Origin of the sequence: Paramicrobacterium agarici, from assembly GCF_002563955.1 — a bacterium.
Taxonomy (GTDB): domain Bacteria; phylum Actinomycetota; class Actinomycetes; order Actinomycetales; family Microbacteriaceae; genus Paramicrobacterium; species Paramicrobacterium agarici.
Map to the genome: position 1 here is coordinate 347,225 of NZ_PDJE01000001.1, position 22,033 is coordinate 369,257.

General features: G+C 66.3%; 24 protein-coding genes. 9 read left to right on the plus strand and 15 right to left on the minus strand.

The window, feature by feature from the left end:
* Nucleotides 1-141 precede the first annotated feature (141 nt).
* Together ATJ78_RS15920 and ATJ78_RS15925 are read left to right on the plus strand one after the other, a co-directional pair.
* Nucleotides 142-519 carry a nucleotidyltransferase domain-containing protein gene (locus tag ATJ78_RS15920; protein ID WP_169923358.1) on the plus strand — a complete coding sequence of 126 codons (378 nt, stop codon included), beginning with the start codon at nucleotides 142-144 and terminating at the stop codon, nucleotides 517-519.
* The gene (locus ATJ78_RS15925; protein ID WP_169923359.1) at nucleotides 512-712 is read left to right on the plus strand and encodes a DUF86 domain-containing protein; all 201 of its coding nucleotides are present in this window, start codon (nucleotides 512-514) and stop codon (nucleotides 710-712) included. The genes ATJ78_RS15920 and ATJ78_RS15925 overlap by 8 nt, the downstream gene beginning before the upstream one ends.
* A 49-nt stretch (nucleotides 713-761) precedes the next feature.
* On the opposite strand, the gene ATJ78_RS01720 is transcribed toward ATJ78_RS15925, so the two are convergent.
* Nucleotides 762-1,955: an MFS transporter gene (locus tag ATJ78_RS01720; RefSeq protein ID WP_245836163.1), complete on the minus strand. Its 1,194-nt coding sequence runs from the start codon at nucleotides 1,953-1,955 to the stop codon at nucleotides 762-764.
* Between the two features lie 85 nt (nucleotides 1,956-2,040).
* Between ATJ78_RS01720 and ATJ78_RS01725 the strand changes: the two genes are divergently transcribed.
* Nucleotides 2,041-2,937, plus strand: coding sequence for an NYN domain-containing protein (locus tag ATJ78_RS01725; protein ID WP_098409147.1), 897 nt, complete (start codon nucleotides 2,041-2,043; stop codon nucleotides 2,935-2,937).
* A gap of 6 nt (nucleotides 2,938-2,943) precedes the next feature.
* On the opposite strand, the gene ATJ78_RS01730 is transcribed toward ATJ78_RS01725, so the two are convergent.
* Both ATJ78_RS01730 and ATJ78_RS01735 read right to left on the minus strand, forming a co-directional pair.
* Complete coding sequence (locus ATJ78_RS01730; protein ID WP_098406025.1) at nucleotides 2,944-3,606, minus strand: response regulator; 663 nt, start codon at nucleotides 3,604-3,606, stop codon at nucleotides 2,944-2,946.
* On the minus strand, nucleotides 3,603-4,736 hold the full coding sequence (locus ATJ78_RS01735; protein WP_143741358.1) for a sensor histidine kinase: 1,134 nt from the start codon (nucleotides 4,734-4,736) through the stop codon (nucleotides 3,603-3,605). Before ATJ78_RS01735 ends, ATJ78_RS01730 begins: the two co-directional genes overlap by 4 nt.
* Nucleotides 4,737-4,864: 128 nt before the next feature.
* On the opposite strand from ATJ78_RS01735, the gene ATJ78_RS01740 reads away from it, so the two are divergent.
* A complete protein-coding gene (locus ATJ78_RS01740) occupies nucleotides 4,865-5,350 on the plus strand; it encodes a hypothetical protein (RefSeq protein WP_098409148.1) in 486 nt (161 codons plus the stop codon).
* 34 nt (nucleotides 5,351-5,384) lie between these two features.
* Here ATJ78_RS01740 and ATJ78_RS01745 read toward each other — a convergent pair whose 3' ends face one another.
* Nucleotides 5,385-6,407, minus strand: coding sequence for a DNA-3-methyladenine glycosylase family protein (locus tag ATJ78_RS01745; protein ID WP_211288406.1), 1,023 nt, complete (start codon nucleotides 6,405-6,407; stop codon nucleotides 5,385-5,387).
* Between the two features lie 116 nt (nucleotides 6,408-6,523).
* On the opposite strand from ATJ78_RS01745, the gene ATJ78_RS01750 reads away from it, so the two are divergent.
* Complete coding sequence (locus tag ATJ78_RS01750; protein ID WP_169923360.1) at nucleotides 6,524-7,879, plus strand: FAD-binding oxidoreductase; 1,356 nt, start codon at nucleotides 6,524-6,526, stop codon at nucleotides 7,877-7,879.
* Between the two features lie 16 nt (nucleotides 7,880-7,895).
* On the opposite strand, the gene ATJ78_RS01755 is transcribed toward ATJ78_RS01750, so the two are convergent.
* Entirely contained in the window at nucleotides 7,896-8,462 is a 567-nt protein-coding gene (locus ATJ78_RS01755) for an acyl-CoA thioesterase (RefSeq protein WP_098406028.1), read from the minus strand.
* A 114-nt stretch (nucleotides 8,463-8,576) separates the two neighbouring features.
* Between ATJ78_RS01755 and ATJ78_RS01760 the strand changes: the two genes are divergently transcribed.
* Complete coding sequence (locus ATJ78_RS01760; RefSeq protein ID WP_098406029.1) at nucleotides 8,577-8,927, plus strand: VOC family protein; 351 nt, start codon at nucleotides 8,577-8,579, stop codon at nucleotides 8,925-8,927.
* Between the two features lie 101 nt (nucleotides 8,928-9,028).
* Here ATJ78_RS01760 and ATJ78_RS01765 read toward each other — a convergent pair whose 3' ends face one another.
* Both ATJ78_RS01765 and ATJ78_RS01770 read right to left on the minus strand, forming a co-directional pair.
* A complete protein-coding gene (locus ATJ78_RS01765) occupies nucleotides 9,029-9,817 on the minus strand; it encodes an ABC transporter permease (protein ID WP_098406030.1) in 789 nt (262 codons plus the stop codon).
* Nucleotides 9,818-9,853: 36 nt separating this feature from the next.
* The gene (locus ATJ78_RS01770; protein WP_245836164.1) at nucleotides 9,854-10,858 is read right to left on the minus strand and encodes an ATP-binding cassette domain-containing protein; all 1,005 of its coding nucleotides are present in this window, start codon (nucleotides 10,856-10,858) and stop codon (nucleotides 9,854-9,856) included.
* A 61-nt stretch (nucleotides 10,859-10,919) separates the two neighbouring features.
* Here ATJ78_RS01770 and ATJ78_RS01775 point away from each other — a divergent pair, with 61 nt between their 5' ends.
* Together ATJ78_RS01775 and ATJ78_RS01780 are read left to right on the plus strand one after the other, a co-directional pair.
* The gene (locus ATJ78_RS01775; RefSeq protein ID WP_098406031.1) at nucleotides 10,920-11,888 is read left to right on the plus strand and encodes a helix-turn-helix transcriptional regulator; all 969 of its coding nucleotides are present in this window, start codon (nucleotides 10,920-10,922) and stop codon (nucleotides 11,886-11,888) included.
* A 148-nt stretch (nucleotides 11,889-12,036) separates the two neighbouring features.
* Nucleotides 12,037-13,284 carry a cytochrome P450 gene (locus ATJ78_RS01780; RefSeq protein WP_143741359.1) on the plus strand — a complete coding sequence of 416 codons (1,248 nt, stop codon included), beginning with the start codon at nucleotides 12,037-12,039 and terminating at the stop codon, nucleotides 13,282-13,284.
* Here the strand turns inward: ATJ78_RS01780 and ATJ78_RS01785 are convergent.
* From ATJ78_RS01785 to ATJ78_RS01805, 5 genes are all read right to left on the minus strand, one after another.
* Entirely contained in the window at nucleotides 13,274-13,759 is a 486-nt protein-coding gene (locus ATJ78_RS01785; protein ID WP_098406033.1) for an SRPBCC family protein, read from the minus strand. The genes ATJ78_RS01780 and ATJ78_RS01785 overlap by 11 nt on opposite strands.
* A gap of 108 nt (nucleotides 13,760-13,867) precedes the next feature.
* Entirely contained in the window at nucleotides 13,868-14,992 is a 1,125-nt protein-coding gene (locus ATJ78_RS01790; RefSeq protein WP_098406034.1) for a bifunctional 2-methylcitrate synthase/citrate synthase, read from the minus strand.
* Between the two features lie 49 nt (nucleotides 14,993-15,041).
* Complete coding sequence (prpB, locus tag ATJ78_RS01795; RefSeq protein WP_098406035.1) at nucleotides 15,042-15,941, minus strand: methylisocitrate lyase; 900 nt, start codon at nucleotides 15,939-15,941, stop codon at nucleotides 15,042-15,044.
* Entirely contained in the window at nucleotides 15,941-17,464 is a 1,524-nt protein-coding gene (locus ATJ78_RS01800) for an MmgE/PrpD family protein (protein ID WP_098406036.1), read from the minus strand. Before ATJ78_RS01800 ends, prpB begins: the two co-directional genes overlap by 1 nt.
* A gap of 14 nt (nucleotides 17,465-17,478) precedes the next feature.
* Nucleotides 17,479-18,135, minus strand: a complete 657-nt coding sequence (locus ATJ78_RS01805) for a GntR family transcriptional regulator (protein WP_098409151.1) — start codon at nucleotides 18,133-18,135, stop codon at nucleotides 17,479-17,481.
* A 235-nt stretch (nucleotides 18,136-18,370) separates the two neighbouring features.
* Between ATJ78_RS01805 and ATJ78_RS01810 the strand changes: the two genes are divergently transcribed.
* On the plus strand, nucleotides 18,371-19,360 hold the full coding sequence (locus ATJ78_RS01810; protein WP_098406037.1) for a malate dehydrogenase: 990 nt from the start codon (nucleotides 18,371-18,373) through the stop codon (nucleotides 19,358-19,360).
* Nucleotides 19,361-19,446: 86 nt separating this feature from the next.
* Here ATJ78_RS01810 and ATJ78_RS01815 read toward each other — a convergent pair whose 3' ends face one another.
* The 3 genes from ATJ78_RS01815 to ATJ78_RS15840 all read right to left on the minus strand — a co-directional run bounded on the left by ATJ78_RS01815 (nucleotide 19,447) and on the right by ATJ78_RS15840 (nucleotide 21,911).
* Complete coding sequence (locus ATJ78_RS01815; protein ID WP_098406038.1) at nucleotides 19,447-20,946, minus strand: peptide MFS transporter; 1,500 nt, start codon at nucleotides 20,944-20,946, stop codon at nucleotides 19,447-19,449.
* A gap of 93 nt (nucleotides 20,947-21,039) precedes the next feature.
* Nucleotides 21,040-21,771, minus strand: coding sequence for a PIG-L deacetylase family protein (locus ATJ78_RS01820; protein ID WP_098406039.1), 732 nt, complete (start codon nucleotides 21,769-21,771; stop codon nucleotides 21,040-21,042).
* Nucleotides 21,768-21,911: a hypothetical protein gene (locus ATJ78_RS15840; RefSeq protein ID WP_156088582.1), complete on the minus strand. Its 144-nt coding sequence runs from the start codon at nucleotides 21,909-21,911 to the stop codon at nucleotides 21,768-21,770. Before ATJ78_RS15840 ends, ATJ78_RS01820 begins: the two co-directional genes overlap by 4 nt.
* Nucleotides 21,912-22,033 lie beyond the last annotated feature (122 nt).

Below are 22,033 nucleotides of genomic sequence, written 5' to 3' on the forward strand. Positions count from 1 at the left end.
GAATCGTCGCACACGGCGCCGACACCGTCGACGAGGAGCTTGCGTTAGAAGCAGGGGCGATGGTCGCGCAGAGAGAGCCTGGGCAACCAGAATCGTCGCGAGGCCGAGGTATTCACTGTCGATCGGTGCGACACTGAGAGTATGCCACGCACCATTAGCGACCAGCTCGACGAGGTCGTCGAGCTACTCCGTGGCGCCGGTGCCCGGTTCGCTTACCTTTTCGGCAGCCAATCAGACGGAAGCTCGAGGACAGAATCCGACATCGACATTGCTGCCTTTTTTGGACGCCGGATCGCCAGCTTCGACGTGCTCCTGCCCTCTGATGTCGATCTCCTTGTGCTTGACACCGCACCATTGGAGCTCGCCGGCCGCGTTGCGCTGCACGGAACACCCCTGTTCAACGCCGACTTCTCGGAACGCGTTCACTGGGAAGCGACAACGCGAAAGATCTACCTCGACGAAAAGCCGCGATTCGAACGAGCCCACCGTGAGTTCATCGAGGCGGTACGGCATGGTTGATCGACTTGGTGACAAGAAGGTCCTCCCTCGAGATGTCGCCGACGGCATGCGCGGAGCGGTAGGCTTCCGCAACGTGCTGGTGCACGAGTACGTCGAAGCGGACGACGAAGTTGTGATGACCCAGCTTCGCAACCACAACGACCTCTACGATTTCGTTGCACGAATAGCGGAGTATCTCGACGGGCCTACATAGGTCATGCGGTCGAATCGCCTGCGGGGGCAGGGCCATGGCCGCACGGGACTTACGCCGACGAGGGCCGGAACCCCCTCGGCATCCTGAAGGCGTAGATGGATGCTGCCAGCAGCAGCGCCGCAGCCACCCCGAACGCCGCTCCATACGAGATCGCGTCCGCGAGAACACCGGCCACGAGCGGCCCGACGATGGCGCCGAGATCCGAGAACATCGAGAACACCGCGACCGGGGTTCCGCTGCGCGCGCCTGCCGCGTCGCCCACAGAGGCAGCCGGCGCGGTTCCCGTGAACGCCGACGCGACGCCGTACAGCGCGAGCAGCACGACGAGCATCCACAGCTCACCGACGAAGGGCATGGCGACAAGCGACGCCGCTGCGAGCGCATACGCGCCGATGATGGCGGGCCGGCGCCCCACCTTGTCGACGAACGTTCCCGCGGGAGCGAGCATCACGGTCTGCACGACGGCCGCGATGGCGAACGCGATGCCCGTCCACGCCGGATCGTGATGCAGCACCTCGACGACGAGCACGGGAACGAGCGCGCTGCGCACACCGAGCCCCGCCCAGCCCTGACTGAAGTTCGCGAGGCAGGCCGCCTGGTACCGCACATCGCGCACGACGTCGCGGAACGGCATGACGACGGCCGTCGATCCCGTATCGGTGTTCTCGGTGCGGTGCAGCATGAACAACCCCACGAGCCCCGCGATCGCGAGCGTACCGGCGTAGAAGAAGAAGGGCGCGCGCAGCGAGATGAGCGCAAGAACGCCGCCGAGCGCTGGACCGGCCATGCCGCCGATGAGAAATCCGCCCTGATAGAAGCCGACCGCCCGGCCGCGCAGCGACAGCGGAGTCGAACCGAGCAGCAGCGTCATCGCCGACACCGAGAACATCGCAGACCCGATTCCACCGGCGCCCCGCAGCACGAGCACTTCGACATACGTCTGTGCGAGACCCACGAGGGCGCTCGATACGGCGACGATTCCGATGCCGATCGCCAGAATCGTGCGCTCGCCTCCGCGCTTGATGAGCCAGCCGCAGAACGGGCTCGCGATGAGCCGCATGAACGCGAACGCCGAGACCACGGCACCGACCTCGAGGTAGCCGACATCAAAGCTGCGCACGAAGACCGGAAGCACGGGAACGACGACGCCGAACCCCACCATGACGAAGAACGCGACGACGCCGAGCACGTAAACATCGCGTCCGAGGCGCGGCTTGCGAGGCGCGGCCGAATCAGAACTCACGGTCTCAACAATTCCAGATTTTCACCGGGGCGGAGGCACCGGGCGTATGGTGGGCGGCACACGCACGCAGGCGCAGAGGAGCATCATGGCCGAGATCCAGGACCCCCGAGTCGCGGTCTACCTCGATTTCGACAACATCGTCATCTCGTGGTACGACAGGGTGCACGGCCGCAATTCGTACGGCAAAGACCGTCAGCGCATCGCGGACGATCCCGACGATCCTCACGTCATTGAACGCCTCGAGCAGGCGATGATCGAGGTGGGGGCGATCATCGACTTCGCAGCATCCTTCGGCACCCTCGTTCTGACCCGCGCCTACGCCGACTGGTCCCTGCGGGTCAACGCCGAGTACCGCTCCCAGCTCGTCGCTCGGGCTGTGGACCTCGTGCAACTCTTCCCCGCCGCCGCGTACGCCAAGAACGGCGCCGATATTCGGCTCGCCGTGGATGCTGTCGAAGACATGTTCCGGCTGCCCGACCTGACGCACGTCGTGATCGTCGCCGGCGATTCCGACTACGTGCCGCTCGCACAGCGCTGCAAACGACTCGGCCGCTACGTCGTGGGAGTCGGGGTCGCCGGGTCGACGGCGAAGTCTCTGGCTGCCGCGTGCGACGAGTTCGAGGCGTACGATTCGCTGTCGGGTGTGCCGCGCATCGACGCCGCGCCGTCGAAATCGAAGACCTCGCGCAAGGCGAAGACCGCGCAGCCTGAGGAGCAGCCCGATGAATCGAGCGAGCCCGACAACCAAGAAGCCGCGACGATGCTGCTCGAACGGGCGCTGCGGCTCGGGCACGACAAGAGCGGCTCCGATGAGTGGCTGCACACGTCTGCTGTGAAGACGCACATGCGCCGCATGGATCCGTCGTTCAGCGAGAAGGCGCTCGGCTATCGCTCGTTCAACGACTTCCTCAAGTCGCGAGACGGCATCGTCGAGCTTGAGGAGAGCGGCAACGATCGCCTCGTGCGCCTGCCCGATCGCTGAGCGCTCTTACGCGTTGCCACTATCGCCCAGGCCGGAACGATGCGCGATCACGGCGAGTTCCGTGCGACTCTGCACGCCCATCTTCGTGAGGATCCGGCTGACATAGGTCCGCGCGGTCGCCGGGCTGATGTACAGCGATGTCGCGATCTCGGCATTGCTCTCACCGTGCGCCAGGCGCCCCAGCACTGCGGTCTCGCGTTCGGTGAGCATGTCGAGACGCGGATCTTTCGGTGCTGGCTTCGGCGCCGCAGCAACGTAGTCCATGACGGGCCCGACAACGGTCGGCGACAGCAGGTGCCCGCCGTCGGCCACAGTGTGTACCGCTGCCCGAAGATCCGTGCCTTGCGTGTCCTTGAGCAGATATCCCGCGGCCCCAAGTCGAATCGCCTCGAGGATCTCGTCGTCATCATTGAACGTCGTGAGTATCAGCACCCGAACACGGCGTAACTCAGGGTCACCACGAATGGCACGTGTGGCTTCGATCCCGTCCATCTCGGGCATCCGAATGTCCATCAGGATGACATCGGGCACGTGCTCCCGCGCTTTGGCGACAGCCTCTCGCCCCGTGCGCGCCTCGGCCACGACGTTCAACCGGCTGTCGTTCTCGAGCAGTGTCTTCAGCCCTGCGCGCACGAGATCCTGATCGTCAGCGAGAAGCACTCGAATCATTCGCCACCGCCGATCGGCAGCAGCGCAGTGACAGCAAAGCTGTTCGGCGTCGACCGTATCGCGAGTTCGCCGCCGACGGATGCCGCCCGCTCACGCATTCCCGCGATTCCGTGCGATTCCGCGACACCTACATCGGGTGCCCCTCCGTTGTCGCTGACGTCGATGCGCAGATTACTGCCCTCACGAGCCACCTCCACCCGGGCCCGCGTCGCCGTCGAATGTTTGAGCACGTTCGTCACGGCTTCCTGAACGATGCGAAACGCCGTCGCTTGGACCGCAGTCGGCACACCACTCGGGTCACGAATGTCCGCTGTAAATGCGATCGGGGAATCAGCCGGAATGACGCGCTCGAGATGTGCGAGTTCGCCGGCTGATCTCTCACGCGGTGCGCGCAGTACAGCAACGGTTTCACGCAGGTCTGCCATCGTCGACCGCGCGGCAGATGTGACATGACGCAGCGCTCGCGCAGCCTGGCCCGAATCCTGCGCGGCCAGGGCCTCCCCCGCGACGTCCGCATGAAGAGAGATCACCGAAACGCCGTGCCCGATGGAGTCGTGCAGATCGCGGGCGACAGCAAGCCGCTCCGCACGCGCGTGTTCGTCACTCTCGCGTTTCGCACGCTCAGCGACCAGCGTCACAACCTCGCGGCGCGAACGGATGCTGTCGCCGAGCGCGAGCGCACCGGCCATCAGAAACGCGTGACCAGCAAGTTCGTAGCCGATGACAAGCGAGACCGCCTGCCCGTCGGCGAGGCGAAACATGACGCTCACGAGAAGCGCGACGATTGCAGCCACGACTCCCCACAGCATCCGGCCGAACTCTGCTGCGGAATAGAGAGCGGCAGCGATCGGTACGGCGACGCCGATCGCCGGGTAGCCGGCCGTGTAATACGCGAAGAGCCCGAGAACTGAGATGGTGACAACGAGCCCAGGGTACCGTCGACGAGCAAGCATGAGGGCGCCGAGACCGATCGTCCAGATGTACGCGAGACCATCGGGGTCGTTTCGCCCGCCGTAGCCCGCGCTCATGACCGCGGCCACGATGACTGTGACCGCCGCGCCGAGAAGCGCGTCTGTCGCCCACGCGGGCCACCGCGTGTGACTGCCCCTTCTTCGCTCGCTGCCGTGCACGTTCCCCACCGTAGAGTCTCGCCCCTCGGTTGCGACAGTGTTCCGCGAGAACTGTCGCCTTTTTACGTATGCAGATCGCGATGTCTGACGGATGCACGACGTACTGGAGCCTTCGTAGCGTCGAAAACATGACTCAGTACTCTCACTCTTCCGACGCCCACCAACGCTCTGGTCCCGCACAGCGCCGACTCGGCCTGCCGTTTGTCGCACTCGTCGGGCTCGCACTGCTCGCCGTCCCTCGCGTCGTGCTTCACGACCTTGATCTGATCGCTGAGGGCACGCTGCTCAACGCCGTGTTCGTGTTCGGGCCCGCCATCGTCTGGATTGTCGTGGTGTGGGCGCTGCGGGTCCCGAATCCGTTCCTCACCCTCGTTGTCGTCGGCGCGCTCTACGGAATTTTTCTCGCGCTGGGGCACCAGCTCCTGTGGAACGTGAACACGGGCGGCACGCAGCCGCAGCTCGGGGGCAACCTCTCAGACGTCGATCCGGTTCTCGAATCGGTGATCTTTCGCGTGTTCGCCACGATCTCAAGCCTGTTCACCGGTGTGATCGTCGGGGCGATTTCGGGCCTCGTCGCGTGGGGTCTCAGCGCGATCACTCGTCGGGCTCGATAGCCCGAACAACAGCCCTAATCAGTGCCAGTAGTACTCAGTGCCAGCGGTGGTCTTGACGCGTAATGCGCGGACCACGCCGGGGCTTGCGGATGCCACTGAGGGCGATGAGCCGCAGCACGCGCTGACGCTGCCCCGCCCACGGTTCAAGCAGTTCGAGCATCGCGTCGTCGTCGACCGGTTCTCCGACCAGAGCGCAGCCGACCGATGCGGGCAGATGGTAATCGCCGACGCTGACGGCATCTGGATCGCCGTGTGAGCGTGCCGTGACCTCTGCGGCCGTCCACGCCCCGATTCCCGGAAGACTCTGCAGGCGAGCGGATGCTGTCGCCGGCGGCTCCGCGGCCGTGCGGTCGACTGCCTCGGCAACACGGCTCGCACGAACGATCGCCTCGGAGCGCTGCGGCCCGACGCCGACCGCGTGCCACTCCCAGCTGGGAATGCGTCGCCAGCTCGCGGCATCCGGTGCCACCCACATTCCCTCGGGAGCCGGGCCCGGTGCCGGCGTGCCGTGTCTGCGCACGAGCAGTCGCCACGATCGCCAGGCTTCGGTGCACGTCACCTTCTGCTCGATGACCGACGGCACGAGCATCTCGAAAACACGTCGGTTGCGGCTCAGCCGAACGCCGGGATGACGCCGGCGCACCTCGGTCAGCAGCGAGCTCTGCGACACGTCGAGCTCGCTCCAGTCGTCGCTCTCGCCGAGCAGTTGCGGCACGCCGTCGATCGCCCACTCCGCGCCGTGCCCCCACGCGGCCGCGTGTACCTCGTCACCAGTGCGGCCCAGGCGCAGTGTCGCAGGGCCGTCCGGCGTGCGAAATGTGAGCCACGCGCCATCCGCTGTTCTGCGAAACCCTGGGCCGTCTCCGCCGCGCGCGAGGGGCGACAGCACCTCTCGCAGGTCAAGCGCGTGCCTCGGTCGATACACCGTCGACGCGGACGGCTCGTGATCATGATCACGCGTCGTCGTGTCACCGAGAGCCTCGGCGACGGTGCGCAGTGCAATGGGAGGAATCTCAGCCGTGCCCGCCTCGCGGATTCGCTGCTGAACGAAGGTCATGCAAGAACACTACGTGCCGGCGCTGACATCCTCCGCGCGAGGCGCGCACGACGGCACTTCTTCGTGTTTGCTGAGCATTCACGCGAATGTCGGTGCCTGCCCCTACCATCCCACACATGACCTCCTCTCACATTTCACAGGATGCTGCTGCACTCTCGACCCGCGTCTCGGGGCCCGTCCTCCTCCGCGACGACCCTCGGCTCGCCGACGAAGTGCGCGGCCAGAACCTCAGCCTCGAGCACTCCCCCGAGATCGTCGTCGGCGCCGAAACCGCGAACGACATCGTCGAGGCCGTGCGCTTCGCGACGACGCACGAGCTCCCGATTCACGTGCAGGCGACGGGCCACGGAACCCACGAGAACATCACCGACGGAATGCTCATCACGACCCACCGGCTCAACGACGTGAGCGTCGATCCGCAGACCCGGCTGGCGGCGATCGAGTCGGGAGCGCGCTGGCGCGCGGTGGTCGATGCCGCTGCACCGCACGATCTCGCGCCCATCACCGGGTCGGCCCCGGGAGTCGGCGTGGTCGGCTTTCTCGTCGGAGGCGGCATCGGGCCGCTCGCGCGCAGTCACGGATTCGGCTCGGACTGGGTGCGCAGCGCACGCATCGTCACTCGAGCGGGTGAGCTTGTAACAGCATCCGCCGACGAAAATGCCGACCTGTTCTGGGCGCTCCGCGGTGGCAAGACGGGCTTCGGAGTCGTGACCGATGTCACTGTCGAACTCGCCGAGGTTCCCTCGCTCTACGCGGGAAGCCTCATGTTCGGTGCCGAGCACGTCGACGAGATGCTCCGCACCTGGGCGCGGTGGACGCGCACGGTGCCCGACAACGTCACGAGCGCCGCCGCGATCATGCGCTTTCCCGACGTCGAGCAGGTGCCGGCACCGATGCGCGGCTCCACGGTTCTGAACGTGCACGTTGCGGTTCCCGGCGATGCGGCCGACGCCGAGTCGATCGTGGCGCCGCTGCGCGAGGCTGCTCCCGCTCTCTCCGACGATCTCGGGCCGATGGCACTCACCGATGTGGGCCGTATTCACAACGACCCCGAAGACCCGTCGCCCATGCACGTGTCGTCAACGGGGCACCTGCTGTCGCGTTTCGACGACGACGCCGTCGAAACGCTGATCTCCGCGTTCGGCGCCGGTGCCGAATCGCCCCTCACCATCGCGGAGGTCCGCCATGTCGGAGGCACCGCGCCTGCGCCGGACACGGCTGTCGGCGGACGTGACGGCGACTACCTGTTCAGCGCGCTCAGCATCGCGCCGGTGCCGCAGCACGAGCTGTTCGCCTCCGCCACAGAGCCATTCCTTGCCGCTGCTGCAGCGTGGCTGGCCGCAGAGACTCCCGTGAACTTCACCGGGCCGTTCGCAACCGAAGCGCGCGACGCCCGCAGCTGGTCACCAGAGAAGCGGGAGCGCCTCGCAGAGGTCAGGGCCGCTTACGCCCCGCACGGCCTCTTCCGCTGACATCTGCCGGGCCGGCTCACGAGTTCCACACGCTCGGAGCCGGCTCGCGAGTCGAGGGCAAAGCAGCATTCCGCCCCCACTGCTCAAGCCACTCGGGCACGGTGAGATCGCGGTCATTGTCGTGACCGATCGCGTCGAGCAGCTCGCCGACTGAAACCGTGCCTCCCGATTTTTTGAGGAATCGAGCGCGAATGAATGCCTGCGTGTACATTTCGCCATCCACGACCGCTCGATGCTCGAGGTAGAACGACTTGTCGTCGAACCCGAGAATCCGCGTCTCGACAGTGAATCGCTGCCACAGCGTGAGCGACTTGCGAAAGGTGATGGTCTCGCTCGCCACAACCGGGTACCAGCCTCGCTCGGTGAACGTGTTCCACATTCCGCTGCGCATCAGCAGGTCGAAGCGTCCGAGGTCGAACAGCGAGAAGTAGACACCATTGTTGACGTGCTTCAAGACGTCGAGATCGGTCGGCAGCACGCGCAGCGTCAGGCGGCTCACCGCGTATGGGTCGGCGGGACCGCGCCGTCGGAGCGCTCGGCGTGCTCGCGACAGAACCAGCATGGTGCGCAGGATCATATGCATGCCGGGAGCCTATTCGGATGCTGCCAGCCCGCGCCGCGCGGCTGTCGCAGTGCGACAAGACGCCCGCGCTCAGCCACCTGTTGCGTTGCCGCGCCGCACAATTACACTGGCCGCATGTCACTTGAATGGGAACAGGTCATTGTCGACTCCGTTGACCCGCAATCGCTTGGCCGGTGGTGGGCAGAAGCCCTCGGCTGGGTCATCGTCGATGACACAGACGGCGTTGAGATTCGCCCGAGTGAAGATCGGCTGCCGGGAATTCTGTTCGGAAACGACGACAGCCCGAAGACGATGAAGAATCGGTTGCACTTCGATTTTCGCCCTGACGATCAGCAGGCGGAGGTGGAACGGCTGGTCGCGCACGGCGCGCGACACGCTGACGTCGGGCAGACGGGAGACGAGCCGTGGGTCGTGCTTCTCGACCCGGAGGACAACGAGTTCTGCGTGCTCTCGGGCAGGGCCTAGCGGAGCAAGAGCACTGGCACGACAGGGTGTTGCGCAGCGACGCACCACCGCCGAACCCGGCCGAGGAGACCGGGTGCGGCGGCGGCATCCATTCCCGAGCCCTACCCGGCGCGGCGCATGCTCCGCGTCCCCACAAGAAGACCGATCACGGCGATCACGACCGCTGCGATGACGCCTCCCAGAACGTCGGGTGAGGCCAGATTGCCGGCGAACAGGGCTCGCTCGGCCTCGACGACGTACCCGATCGGGTTGATCGCTGCGGCGATCTTCATCCAGCCCGGACCGGCGTCGACGGGCAGCAGCATTCCCGAGAGAATGAGCAGCGGAAACAGCACGGTCTGATGCACGACCCAGAACATCCATTCGCGTCCGACGACGGCGAGCGCGAGGCTGTAGCTCAGCGCGCCGAAGCCGACGCCGAACACGGCCAGCACGAGCAGCCCGAGAGCCAGGCCCGGGATGCTGAGGGAGAACCCGAACGGCAGGGCGACCAGCACGACGAGAAGTCCCTGCACCATGAGCGGAACGATCTCTTTGAGAGCGCGCCCCACCAGGAGTGCGCTGCGTGAGATCGGCGCGACAAGTGTTCGTTCGTGTGAACCGGCCATGATGTCGTCAAGCAGGTTCGCGCCGATCGTTCCCGTTCCGAAGAGAGCGACCATGACGAGGATGCCGGGAACAAACCACTGAAGGGTCTGCGCTGCTGGCGCGTCGGTCGTCGCGACGAGCAGCGGGCCGAAAAGTCCCAGGAAGAACAGCGGCTGAACCAGGCTGAAGATAAGACTGAACGGATCGCGCAGCGTGGGTCGCAGCTCTCGCGAGAGCACGCTCACCACGTCTCGCGTGAATCGGGTGGGGGCGGCGCTCGATGCGTCAATTGCGGTTGTCATGGCGAAACGACCTTTCGTTACGAGGGAAAGCGATGGTCACTGTGCGGGTGCCGCGACGTCGTCGCGAGCAGCATCCGGAGGTGAGGCGTGGGCCGCGCCCTCGTCGCGAAGGCTGCGACCCGTGAGCGCGAGGAACACGTCGTCGAGAGTCGGCCGACGGTATTCGGCGCTCACGGCGTGCACGCCAGAAGCGTCGAGCTGGCGCAGCAACTGCGGAACGCCGCGTTCGCCGTCATCGCTTGCGATGCTCACGCGCTCGCCCTCCACGATGCCGCCAACGAGAGCAGCCGCGGCTCGCGCATCGTCTTCGTCGGCGAACCCGAACCTGACACTGTCGCCCGCGAGCGTGTGCTTGAGCGCCGTCGCCGAATCGTCGGCGATGACCTCACCGTGGTCCATGACCATGACGCGCTCGGCGAGCTGGTCGGCCTCATCGAGGTAGTGCGTCGTGAGAAAGATCGTGGTTCCCGTGCGCGTGCGCAGGTCGAGAATATGCTGCCAGAGGTTCGCTCGGCTGTGAGGGTCAAGCCCTGTCGACGGCTCATCGAGAAACAGAACAGCGGGGTCGTGGATGAGTCCAAGGGCGATGTCGAGCCGACGCCGCTGGCCACCCGAAAGCGACTGCACTTGTCGCATCGCGACAGACGACAACTCGAGCGAATCGAGAAGCTCGTCTGCGCGGGCGTGGGCCGTGCGGCGGCTGAGGCCGTAGAACGCGCCTTGGCTGCGCAGCTCATCGCGCACGCGCTGGTTGTTGGACGCTGAAGACTTCTGGCCGATGAGACCGATGCGCCGACGAACGTCGCCGGGATCTCCCGCGACCGAGAATCCTGCAACGCGCGCTTCGCCCGAGGTCGGCTGAAGCAGCGTGGTCAGCATGCGCAGCGTTGTGGATTTGCCGGCCCCATTCGGACCGAGAAACGCCACCAGCTCGCCCGGAGCCACGTCGAGGTCGATACCACGAACGGCAGAGACGGAGCCGCCTTTCGCGGCGAATGACTTTGTCAGATTGCGTGCCGTGATCATTGTCGTTGTGTTCATGATCACGATGATTCCGCTCTAATAGGACGTATTCTGTCCTCATTCCGACGAGAATGAGAACATGGCCGAAACAACGTCGCGCACTCTCGATCTGCTCTCTCTTCTGCAGAGCCACCGCCACTGGTCTGCGCGCGAACTTTCGGAGCGCCTTGGGGTGAGTGGCCGCACGTTGCGACGCGACGTGGAGCGGCTGCGGGACCTCGGCTACGGCATCGAGGCAACGCGAGGCGCCATCGGCGGCTACCGGCTCGAGGCGGGAACGGGGCTCCCTCCCCTTCTGCTGAGCGACGACGAGGGCGTTGCGATCGCGATCGGGCTGCGTTCTCAAGCGACAGCGGGCCTGCGCGGGGCAGAGCACACAACACTCAGCGCACTCGCGAAGATCGAGCAGGTGCTCCCCTCAGGCTTGCGCCAGCGCGTCGCCGCTCTGCAGTCGCACGCCAGCACCTCACCGGGCCAGGGTCCGCCCGTGACAGCAGAGCTCCTCGGTCTGCTCGCCCTGTGCTGCCGAGACAGCGAGCGCATTCGATTCGACTACACGGATGCCGGCGGGCGCACGTCGGCCCGATCGACCGAACCGCACCGCCTCGTTCCCCTCGCACGGCGCTGGTACCTGCTCGCCTGGGACCGCGATCGTGACGCCTGGCGCACCTTTCGGGTCGACAGAATCACGAAGCCGTTCCAGACACGCGTCCACTTCGCGCCGCGAACGCTCAACGAGCAGGAGTCCGAGCGGCTCGTGCGCGAGGCCGTGCGGTTTCGCTCAACAACGGTCACGGCAATGCTGCGCTTCGACGCGCCCATACACGACGTCGCCCGTGAGCTCGGCTGGTGGGCTCGGAATGCGTCGTCGAACGCCGACGGCACAACGACGCTGCCGGTCGAGGCAGAAAGCGTCGAGGCGCTCGTCGCGGGGTTCGCGTGGATCTCACCTCGCCTCTCGTACACCGTCGCGGGCCCGCCAGAGCTTCGAGCGCACCTCAGAGCACAGGCGGACAGCTTTGCCGCAGCTCTCGACAATGGTTCCTGAGCAGGGCTACGTGCTGGCCAGCATCCATTCAGGCATTCGGCGCTCCAAGCAGACGCGAGATCTCGTTTGATAGCACTCGGTCGTTGCACGCGGACTCGAGACCGTCAAGGCCGTGTCCGCGCCCGCGCCGCGACGTTACGCTCGCCGCATGACGAACGCTCCAGCTCCGACAGCGCCTGACGCGACGAGGATCGAATCGGCGCCCGTGCTGCACGGTGACTCGTCGCTCATGTTCCTCTTGGAGGGCTACATGTTCGGACACCGCCGCTTCGAAAGGTTCGACACCGAGGCGTTCCGCACGCGGCTCATGGGTCGCTCCGCAACCCTGCTTCGTGGTCTCGACGCCGCGCGGTTCTTCTACGAGGGCGCTCGCTTCACGCGCCAGGGCGCGATGCCGCGCTCGGTGCTGCACTCGCTGCAAGACGAGGGGAGCGTGCAGACGCGGACCGGCGCACCGCATACCGCGCGCAAGACAATCTTCACGCGGATACTCGATGCCGGCGGAGAGGACGCGCTCGCTCACGCGTTCGCTGACGAATGGGATCGCGCGCAGGCGCTGTGGGTTCAGCATGATGAGCTCGCGCTCATGCCCGCGGTCGAGCAGGTGCTCACCGATGCTGCCCTGCGGTGGCTCGGCATCTCGGAGCCGCCGCGCAGACGGCGCGAGCTGGCACGAGAGGCTGCAGCAATGATCGATGGAGCCGGATCGTTCGGACCGCGCAATTGGCGGGGCCGGATGCTGCGGCAAGCGACCGAGCGCTGGGCACGCGACGTCGTCCGCGCGCAGCGCACCCGGCGCAGCGACGACAGTTCGCCGCTCGCGATCCTCTGCTCCGAGCTCAGGGACGACGAGGTCGCGGCAACGGAGTTACTCAACCTGCTGCGGCCGACCGTGGCCGTTGCCCGGTTCATCGCGTTCGCGGCGCTTGCGCTGCACCAGCATCCGCTCTGGCGTCAGCGCGCACGCGACGACGACACGGCCGCGAGCATGGTCGCGCAGGAGGTGCGGCGAGCCGCTCCCTTCTTTCCGGCGATCGGCGGTCGCGCGACCGCGTCGACGGAGTGGCGGGGCATCCGGTTCGGCGCAGGCGACTGGGTGATCGTTGATCTCTTCGCGACAAACCGACATCCGCGTGAGTGGGAGAACGCCTGGGAGTTCGACCCCTCTCGCTTCACACATGAGTCTCCCGAGCGGGTCGTCGCTCAGGGCGCGGGGCCGATTGCACTCACACACCGGTGCCCGGGCGAACCGGTCACCGGAGATCTGCTGGCGGTCGCGATCGGGCGGCTGGCCCGTTCAGACTGGCGGGTGCTGCCGCAGAACCTCGACGTCGACCTCTCACGATTGCCGGCGCGCGCGGGGAGTGACGGGATGCTCGTTCGGTTCAGGAGCTGACAGCCCCGGATTCACGGTGCGCTGTCGGGTCGCTCCCGCTCGGCCCGATTCCCTCGGCGAGATACGCAAGCCGGTGCAGGGTTTCAGCGTTGCGCATGCGGAGCAGCACATCGACGAGCATGCTCGGCAGATACTTCGCCGGACCGCTCACCGGATTCTCGCGAATGCGCACGAGGCTCCCGTCGGCATGCGGTTTCACATCGATCCTCACGTGAGCTTCACCAATGGGCCAGCTGCGTGCTCTCAATTCCATGCGCCGTGGCGGATCCCACGTCACGCAACTCGTGCTGTCGTCGATGAGCGCGGGCCACACTCCCACCGAATGGTGAAGGCGCGCTTCCGGACCTGGCCAGGCGTCGTCGACGGCGCGCATGCGCGAGGCCCCGACGACCCAGCCCGGGTACAGCCATCCGTCACCCAAAATGCGAAAGACCGCGTCAGGATCGCAGCGGAAACGTCGTACGTTCTGGGCCATGCATCCTCCGACCGTCTGTGACGAGCAACCCGATGACTGCCCGCAGGATTTCAATCAAGCACAGCAGTTCCCGCGCGCCAACGGGGTTGACATCGCTCGGCTGCCGAGTCAGCCGACGTGACGCTCGTCGGGTCCGTTGTACTCAGACAAGGGCCGAATGAGTGCATTGTTTGCCAGCTGCTCGGCGATGTGCGCCGTCCAGCCCGCGACGCGCGCCGCGACGAACAGCGGCGTGAATGTCTGCGTGTCGAAGCCCATGAGGTTGTACGCAGGGCCCGAGGGGTAGTCGAGGTTCGGCTTGATGTTCTTGCGCTCCCCCATCGCGGTCTCGAGCGCCTCGTACAGTTCGAGCATGTCGCGCCTGTCGTAGTGCTCGACGAGCGTGTCGAGCGCCTGCTTCATGGTCGGCACGCGCGAGTCGCCATTCTTGTAGACGCGGTGGCCGAACCCCATGATCTTGCGCTTCTCGGCGAGCGCGTCATCGAGCCATTTTTCGGCAGCATCCGCCGTCTTGATCTCGTCGAGGGCTTCCATGACGGCTTCATTGGCTCCGCCGTGCAGCGGCCCCTTGAGCGCACCGATCGCGGCGGTTACGGCGGAGTAAACGTCGGCGAGCGTCGACGTGACGACGCGTGCCGTGAACGTTGACGCGTTGAAGGAATGCTCCGCGTACAAGATCATCGACACGTTGAACGCCCGCTCGACGACCTCGTGCGGCTCTTCGCCGAAGGTCATCCAGAGAAAGTTGGCGGCGTAGCCGAGGTCATCGCGCGGTTCGACGAGGTCTTCGCCCCGGCGCCGACGCTGATCGAAGGCCACGATTGCGGGAAGCTGCGCCAGCAGATACATCGCGCGGCCCTCGTTGAGGTTCGCATCGGTGACACCCCCCGGCCGCAGCAGCGTGTCATCGAACGTTCCCAGCTGGCTCACGGCGGTGCGCACGACGTCCATGGGGTGGGCGCTCGTCGGCAGCGCGCTGATCAGCTTCTTCGTGCGCTCGTCGAGCGGCCGCAGCGACCGCTCGTGCTTCTCGAACTCGGCGCGCTCGTCGTCGGTGGGAAGCTCGCCGTGCCACAGCAGATACGCCACCTGCTCGAAGCTGCACGACTCGGCCAGCTCCTGCACGGGGTATCCGCGATAGAGCAGGGAGTTCGTCTCGGGATTGACCTTCGAGATCGCGGTGTAGTCCGCGACGACTCCGGCGAGACCCTTTTTGATGTCGGTGTCGGTCATCGTGCTCCTTTGCCTGAGTGGTGACGAGTGCACTCTACGTCGATGGGTGCTATTTCTCGACAGTGAAGTTGAAGATGGTCGCGTCGAAATGGTTGTACGACTCGTAGTCGATGAGGTCGTAAAGCTCGCTGCGGTGCTGCATGGCATCGAGCTGCGAGGTGAGTGCGCCCTGCTCATTCAGCGTGTCAAGGGCACGGGATGCTGCGCCCATGGCCATACGCAGAAGCGAGACGGGCCAGATCACAATGTTGATGCCGACGCTCGCGAGCTGCTCTGTGGTGAACAGCTCGCTCTTGCCGAACTCCGTCATGTTGGCCAGAACCGGCACGTCGACGGCAGCGCGGATCGCCGCGAACTCGTCGAGCGAGCGCATCGCCTCGGGAAAGATCGCGTCGGCGCCAGCATCCACCAGCTTCTTGGCGCGGTCCTTCGCCGCGTCGAGACCGTCGACAGCGCGAATATCGGTGCGCGCCATGATGAGAAAGTTCGGGTCGCGTCTGGCGTCTGCGGCCGCACGGATGCGCTTGAGCGCCGTCTCGTCGTCGACGACCTGCTTGCCGTCGAGGTGCCCACAGCGCTTGGGGTTCACCTGATCCTCAATGTGCGTTCCCGCCAGCCCCGCGTTCTCGAGCTCTTGAATCGTGCGGGCGACGTTCATCGGCTCGCCGAAACCGGTGTCGGCGTCGACGATCGCGGGCAGGTCTGTCGTGCGCGCGATCTGCGCCGCGCGCCCTGCGACCTCCGTGAGCGTCGTGAGGCCGATGTCCGGCAGGCCGAGGTCGGCGCTCAGCACGGCGCCCGAGATGTATACGCCGTCGAAGCCCTTGCGCTCGATGAGCCGCGCGCTGAGCGGATTGAACGCACCGGGGAACTGCAGCAGCTCACCGGTCGCAAGGCGATCGCGAAACGCTGCGCGTTTGGCGGCAGCATCCGTCTGCGAATAAAGCATCAGAACAGTCCCTTCGTCGTCGGCACCGAGGCGAGAACGCCCGGATCGACAGTGAACGTGAGTCCCGCGAGCTCGTGCGGCTCGAGCTCGGGAAGGCGCTGCGCGACGTCGAGAAAGCGCTCGATCTCGTCTGACGCGACGACGGGCTCCGCGAGCGTGCGGAACTTCTCGATGTAGTTGGCGCGGGCGAACGGACGGGCGCCGAGCGGATGGGCATCGGCAACGGCGATCTCGTCTGTGATGGTGCTGCCGTCGGCGAGAGTGATCTCCACGCGACCCCCGAACGCCTTCTCCTGCGGGTCGAGCGAGTGGTAGCGCCTGGTCCACGCGGGGTCCTCCTCCGTCGTGACGCGCTTCCACAGTTCGACCGTGTCGGGACGGCCGGCGCGCTCGGGAGCGTACGAGTGCCCGTGATGCCACTCACCGTCTTGCAGCGCGACAGTGAAGATGTAGGGGATCGAGTGGTCGAGCGTCTCACGGGATGCTGCGGGGTCGTACTTCTGCGGGTCGTTCGCCCCCGAGCCGATCACGTAGTGGGTGTGGTGCGACGTGTGCAGCACGACGTTCCGGATCGCGCCTGGCTCCAGCAGCTCCGGGTGCTCGTTGTGCAGCCTGCGCGCGAGGTCGATCCACGCCTGCGCCTGGTACTCGGCGGAGTGCTCCTTGGTGTAGCTGTCGAGAATTGCGCGCTTCGCTTCGCCCTTCTCGGGCAGTGGCACCTCGTACCGCCCCTCGGGTCCGTCGAGCAGCCAGGCGATCACGCCGTCTTCGCCCTCCCAGATCGGTTCGGGCGACGTCTGGCCGCGCATGGCGCGATCGACCGCCTCGACAGCCATCTTCCCGGCGAACGCGGGTGCGTGCGCCTTCCACGTGGAGATCTGCCCCTTGCGCGACTGACGCGTGGCGGTCGTCGTGTGCAGCGCCTGGCCGATCGCATGAAAGATCACCTCGGGGTCGAGGTGCAGCATAGTGCCGAGCCCGGCCGCGATGGACGGGCCGAGGTGGGCGACGTGGTCGATCTTGTGCTTGTGCAGGCTGATGGCCTTCACCAGGTCGATCTGCACCTCGTAGCCGGTGGCGATGCCGCGCACGACGTCACGGCCGGTGCTGCCCACGTGCTGGCCCACGGCGACCATTGCGGGAATGTTGTCGCCCGGGTGCGAGTACTCGGCCGAGAGAAATGTGTCGTGGTAGTCGAGCTCGCGCACCGCGACGCCGTTCGCCCACGTCGCCCACTCGGGGCTGACCCGGCGGGTCTGCTCGCGGCCGAAAACCGTCGCGCCGTCGCCATTCACCGACACCGGGTGGGTGAGCGCTTGAGCGCGCGCCGCCGCGACGGGGGCACGGGTGACGGATGCTGCGGCGACGGCCGCATTGTCGATGACGCGGTTGATCACCATCTCGGTCACGTCATCTGCGACCTCGACATCGTCGACGGCGACCTCGGCGATCGCCCACGCGAGCTGATCCTTTCGCTCGAGGTTCTCGTCGCTCCTGTAGGTGCGCAGCTTGTGTGTCTTCATGGGATTCCCTTTCGTCAGGAGACCGTCTTCTCCGAGTGCGTGGACGCGGCGAGCGCATTAGCGCGGCTGAGGCTCAAGTGAACGTGCGTGGCGTGACCGGCAAGCGCGACATCCCCGTCGCGAATCGCCTGGCAGATCAGCAGGTGCTCAGATGCTGCCTGGCGCAGCCGCTCCGGGTTTCGCTGTGCGCTGCGCCGCACTCTCGCCGAGTGCAGCCGCACACTCCGCAGCGCCTGCGTCAGGTAGGCGTTTCCCGTCGCCGCGTCGATTGCGGCGTCGAGCTCGGCGACCAGGTCGTAGTAGCGCTGCAGCCCGGTGTCGCCGCCGTCGACGAGCAGTGCCGCATGTGCGAAACGATCGTGCAGGTCGGCAAAGACCCGCTGGTCGCGGCGCTTCGCGGCGAGCCGGGCCGCCGAGACCTCGAGCGCTTCGCGCAACTCGTAGAGCGCCGAGATGTCGTCGCCCGAGACGTCGGTGACGACAAGGGCGCGAGCGGATGCTGCCTCGACGAGACCATCTGCGGTCAGCCTTCCGAGTGCCTCGCGTACGGGCGTGCGGGAGTAGCCGAGCCGCGTGGACTGCTCCACTTCGGTCAGCGTGGTTCCGGGGGGAAGGGCGCCGTCGAGAATCTCCTCACGGAGCACCGCGTACACTCTGTCGCTTGCGCGCACGTCACCTCCCGGCATCCCTCAATGTATACATTATCGTGTCGGACGCCGCACGCAGCAGCGGAATACCCTCATACACTCGTTTCCAGTGTATACACCAGCGCGCCACCCGTCGAGGCTGAATGCGCCGTACGCACGTGTTCCGACCGTGCATCCCGCCTAGCACCTGGGCGAGCCTGCGCCTAGGCTGAGAGGGCGCCTGCCCCAATCGCGCCGCCCCCAACCGCAAAGGAGCGCCATGACTACGAACGCCACGACCGTCACCGTCACCGGAGCCGCCGGGCAGATCGGCTACGCGCTGCTGTTTCGCATCGCGAGCGGGCAGATGCTGGGCGACGACGTTGCGGTAAAGCTGCGACTGCTCGAGATTCCGCAGGCCGTACGTGCGGCAGAGGGAACGGCGATGGAACTCGACGATTGCGCTTTCCCCCTGCTCGAGGGAATCGAGGTCACCGACGATGTGCAGCACGCCTTCGACGGTGCGAACATCGCGATGCTCGTCGGGGCGCGACCGCGGAGCGCGGGAATGGAACGCGCCGACCTGCTCGAGGCGAACGGCGGCATCTTCGGGCCTCAGGGCGCAGCGATCGGTGCGCGAGCAGCATCCGATATTCGCACTGTCGTCGTGGGCAACCCCGCCAACACCAACGCGCTCATCGCCGCCGCGCACGCCGACGGCGTGCCTGCCGAGCGCTTCACCGCCATGACGCGGCTCGACCACAATCGTGCCGTCGCGCAGCTGGCGCACAAGACGGATGCTGCCGTCGACGACGTCGCCGACATCACGATCTGGGGCAACCACTCGGCGACGCAATACCCCGATCTGAGCAACGCGACGGTGGCCGGCCGCCCCGCGCGCGAGCTCGTCGACGACGCGTGGATTCGCGACGAGTTCATTCCGCGGGTCGCGAAGCGCGGTGCCGAGATCATCGACGTGCGCGGCGCTTCGTCTGCAGCATCCGCCGCGAATGCCGCGATCGACCACATGCGCGACTGGGTGCTGGGCATGGTTCCGGGCGCGTGGACGTCTGCGGGCATCTTGTCCGACGGGTCGTATGGAGTTCCGGAGGGGCTCGTCTCGTCGTTCCCCGTGATCTCGCGTGGCGGCGAGTGGGAGATCGTGCCGAACATCGAGATCGATGCGTTCTCACGTGAGCGCATTGATGCTTCGGTCGCTGAGCTTGAGGCGGAGCGCGACGCGGTGCGGGCGCTCGGCCTCCTACGCTAGCCAGCGCTCTTCTGACATCTGCGGTTGATCTGCATCGCCGCGGCACTGCAAGACGACCGCAACTTTCAGGAACTTGCGCACGGCCGTCAGCGGACGCCGCGCATGAGCTTCAGCACCCACGGACTGATCGCGATCACAATGAGTCCAAGCGCGATCGCGATGCCGCCGACGATGCCGAAGTAGGTCGCCTCGGGGAGCGACTCGTACAGTTTCGCGAGCTCGCCCGAGACGGCGGAGCCGAGCGCCACCGAGAGGAAGAACAGCGCCACCATCTGCGCACGCATCGAGCGCGGGGCGAGCTTCGTCGACACCGAGAGGCCGACAGGTGACAGCAGCAGTTCGGCGATCGTGAAGGTGAAGAGAATGAGCACGATGGCCAGCAGCGGCGTCGTCGCGCCCTGACCGCCCGACCAGATGAGGAAGATCAGAAAGGCGACGCCGACACCGGCCGTGCCGAGCCCGAACTTCACGGGCGTTGACGGCTGGCGCTCGCCCCACTTCGTCCACAGCGCCGCGAAGGCTCCCGAGAGCAGAATGATGAACACGGGGTTGATCGACTGAACCCACGTCGGCGGGATCGCCCAGCCGAATACGTCGAGATTCAGTCGCTGCTCGGCGTAGATCGGAATCACCGTGAACTGCTGCTGATACAGCGACCAGAAAGCGCTCGAGGCGAGAAAGAGCGGAATGAACGCGTACACGCGGTGCCGCTCAGTGGTGTCGAGGCTGCGGCTCGTCAGCAGCACGATGAAGTACGCAATGGCCGCGACGACGGTGGCCGCGATGACGATGCCCGGCAAGTTGTCGGCGCGGATCAGGCCGACCAGGCAGAGCACCACGATGGCGGCGATTGCCACAAGTGCAACCGCGCCCCACATGAGACGCCCCATCCCGCTCAGCGGATTCGGCACCTCTCGCGCGTTGTCGGGAAGGCCGCGACGGCCGATCGAGTACTGGATGAGCCCGAGCACCATGCCGACAGCCGCGGCGCCGAAGCCGATGTGGAACCCGACGCTCGACTGCAGGGCGCCCGTGACAATGGGACCGACGAACGAGCCGAGGTTGATGCCGAGGTAGAACAGTGAGAATCCGGCATCCCGCCTCGTGTCGTCTGGCGCATACAGGGTTCCCACCACGCTCGTGGCGTTCGCCTTGAGGCCTCCGCTGCCGAGGGCGACGAGAATCAGCCCGATGCCGACGCCGACGAATCCCGGAAGAAGGGCGAGTGCGAGGTGACCGCACACGATGATGATCGCGCTCGCGAACAGCACACGCTCTGAGCCGAACATGCGGTCTGCGAGCCATGCTCCGACGACGGTCGAGAGATAGACGCCGCCACCGTACGCCCCCACGATGCCGGCGGCCTCGACCTGCGACATTCCCAGGCCGCCCTCGGTTGCCGAGAAGTACAGGTAGTAGATGAGGATGCCCTGCATCCCGTAGAACGAGAAGCGCTCCCACATCTCGACGCCGAAGATGTGCGCGAGTTCGCGCGGCTGGCCGAAGAACGAGCGTTTGTGCGGCTTCTTTCCGTTGGCCGTTGATGCTGCGGTCACGTTGTCAGACGGAGGATGTCCGGAAGCCATGGCCGCCAACTTAAGTCGCAAAGGTGTGAGGCAGGTTGGTGCCGCCCGAGTGCGAAATGGACAGCGGGTCCCCGGGCTGCGCTATACCCCCTGTCAGCCGTAGAGGTCGAAGCGTACGTAGCGCTCGGCAGCATCCGGCCCGCCCGTCGCGCCCAGCACCTGGCGGCGCGCCTGGTCGTCGATCGGGTCGTCGCTGAGCGCCGCGAGGTACTTCGCGTGCTCGGCGAGCGATGCGATCGCGGCATCCACTCCCACGGATACCTCGACGGCGTGCTGCCCGGTCGGCGAGTTCACGGCGATGTGGCGCACGCCCGGCCAGGGCTCGAGGCCGTCTGCCGTGAGGTCGGGGAAGATCCATTCGTTTGCAGCGTCGGCGACAGCGTCCATGACGGCGAGTCCGAAAGCGCGATGGTCGGCGCTGTTCCACACCCCGGGAAACCAAGTCTCGTGAAAGTTCATGGTCACGACCAGCTCGGGCCGGTGTCGGCGGATCGCCGCAGCGATGTCGCGTCGCAGCGCAGGACCGTACTCGATCGTGCCGTCGGCGTGGCCGAGAAACTCGAGCTCGCTCACGCCGACGTGCGCGATGGCGTTGCGCTGCTCGGCCTCGCGAACGCGGGCGGATTCGTCGGGCGGCATGCCGGCGATGCCCGCTTCGCCGCGGGTTGCGAGAACGTAACGCACGTCTTTTCCGGCGGCCGTCCACGTGGCGACCGCGGCACCGACGCCGTACTCGGGATCGTCGGGATGCGCCATGATCACGAGGGCACGCTCCCAGTCGTCGGGCAGGGGCGTGAGGTCGGATGCTGCAGCGGCGTCGTTCATGACGGCTCGATTGTCGGCGCGTCGCCGCTGGCGGGACTTGAGCCGTTCGGGCGCGAACCCGAGCGGCGGATCGCGGGGATGAAGGCGATCCAGGCGACGGACGCGATGGCAGCGCCCATGATCATCGATGCGGCATCCATATGTTTCACGGTAGACGGCGGGCGCGCGGCTTGTCGAGGGCACATGGTGTCCGGATGCGGACTCGTTGTCACGGCGCACCTGCTCACGTTGTCCGCGGGTGCACACCCGTTACCCGGGGTGG

Excerpts from the sequence above, each read along its gene's own strand:
- ATJ78_RS15920 (WP_169923358.1), top strand. The coding sequence starts at position 142 with ATGCCACGCACCATTAGCGACCAGCTCGACGAGGTCGTCGAGCTACTC.
- ATJ78_RS15925 (WP_169923359.1), top strand. The coding sequence starts at position 512 with ATGGTTGATCGACTTGGTGACAAGAAGGTCCTCCCTCGAGATGTCGCC.
- ATJ78_RS01725 (WP_098409147.1), top strand. The coding sequence starts at position 2,041 with ATGGCCGAGATCCAGGACCCCCGAGTCGCGGTCTACCTCGATTTCGAC.
- ATJ78_RS01730 (WP_098406025.1), bottom strand. The coding sequence starts at position 3,606 with ATGATTCGAGTGCTTCTCGCTGACGATCAGGATCTCGTGCGCGCAGGG.
- ATJ78_RS01740 (WP_098409148.1), top strand. The coding sequence starts at position 4,865 with ATGACTCAGTACTCTCACTCTTCCGACGCCCACCAACGCTCTGGTCCC.
- ATJ78_RS01745 (WP_211288406.1), bottom strand. The coding sequence starts at position 6,407 with ATGACCTTCGTTCAGCAGCGAATCCGCGAGGCGGGCACGGCTGAGATT.
- ATJ78_RS01750 (WP_169923360.1), top strand. The coding sequence starts at position 6,524 with ATGACCTCCTCTCACATTTCACAGGATGCTGCTGCACTCTCGACCCGC.
- ATJ78_RS01755 (WP_098406028.1), bottom strand. The coding sequence starts at position 8,462 with ATGCATATGATCCTGCGCACCATGCTGGTTCTGTCGCGAGCACGCCGA.
- ATJ78_RS01760 (WP_098406029.1), top strand. The coding sequence starts at position 8,577 with ATGTCACTTGAATGGGAACAGGTCATTGTCGACTCCGTTGACCCGCAA.
- ATJ78_RS01765 (WP_098406030.1), bottom strand. The coding sequence starts at position 9,817 with ATGACAACCGCAATTGACGCATCGAGCGCCGCCCCCACCCGATTCACG.
- ATJ78_RS01770 (WP_245836164.1), bottom strand. The coding sequence starts at position 10,858 with ATGAACACAACGACAATGATCACGGCACGCAATCTGACAAAGTCATTC.
- ATJ78_RS01775 (WP_098406031.1), top strand. The coding sequence starts at position 10,920 with ATGGCCGAAACAACGTCGCGCACTCTCGATCTGCTCTCTCTTCTGCAG.
- ATJ78_RS01780 (WP_143741359.1), top strand. The coding sequence starts at position 12,037 with ATGACGAACGCTCCAGCTCCGACAGCGCCTGACGCGACGAGGATCGAA.
- ATJ78_RS01785 (WP_098406033.1), bottom strand. The coding sequence starts at position 13,759 with ATGGCCCAGAACGTACGACGTTTCCGCTGCGATCCTGACGCGGTCTTT.
- ATJ78_RS01790 (WP_098406034.1), bottom strand. The coding sequence starts at position 14,992 with ATGACCGACACCGACATCAAAAAGGGTCTCGCCGGAGTCGTCGCGGAC.
- prpB (WP_098406035.1), bottom strand. The coding sequence starts at position 15,941 with ATGCTTTATTCGCAGACGGATGCTGCCGCCAAACGCGCAGCGTTTCGC.
- ATJ78_RS01800 (WP_098406036.1), bottom strand. The coding sequence starts at position 17,464 with ATGAAGACACACAAGCTGCGCACCTACAGGAGCGACGAGAACCTCGAG.
- ATJ78_RS01810 (WP_098406037.1), top strand. The coding sequence starts at position 18,371 with ATGACTACGAACGCCACGACCGTCACCGTCACCGGAGCCGCCGGGCAG.
- ATJ78_RS01815 (WP_098406038.1), bottom strand. The coding sequence starts at position 20,946 with ATGGCTTCCGGACATCCTCCGTCTGACAACGTGACCGCAGCATCAACG.
- ATJ78_RS01820 (WP_098406039.1), bottom strand. The coding sequence starts at position 21,771 with ATGAACGACGCCGCTGCAGCATCCGACCTCACGCCCCTGCCCGACGAC.
- ATJ78_RS15840 (WP_156088582.1), bottom strand. The coding sequence starts at position 21,911 with ATGGATGCCGCATCGATGATCATGGGCGCTGCCATCGCGTCCGTCGCC.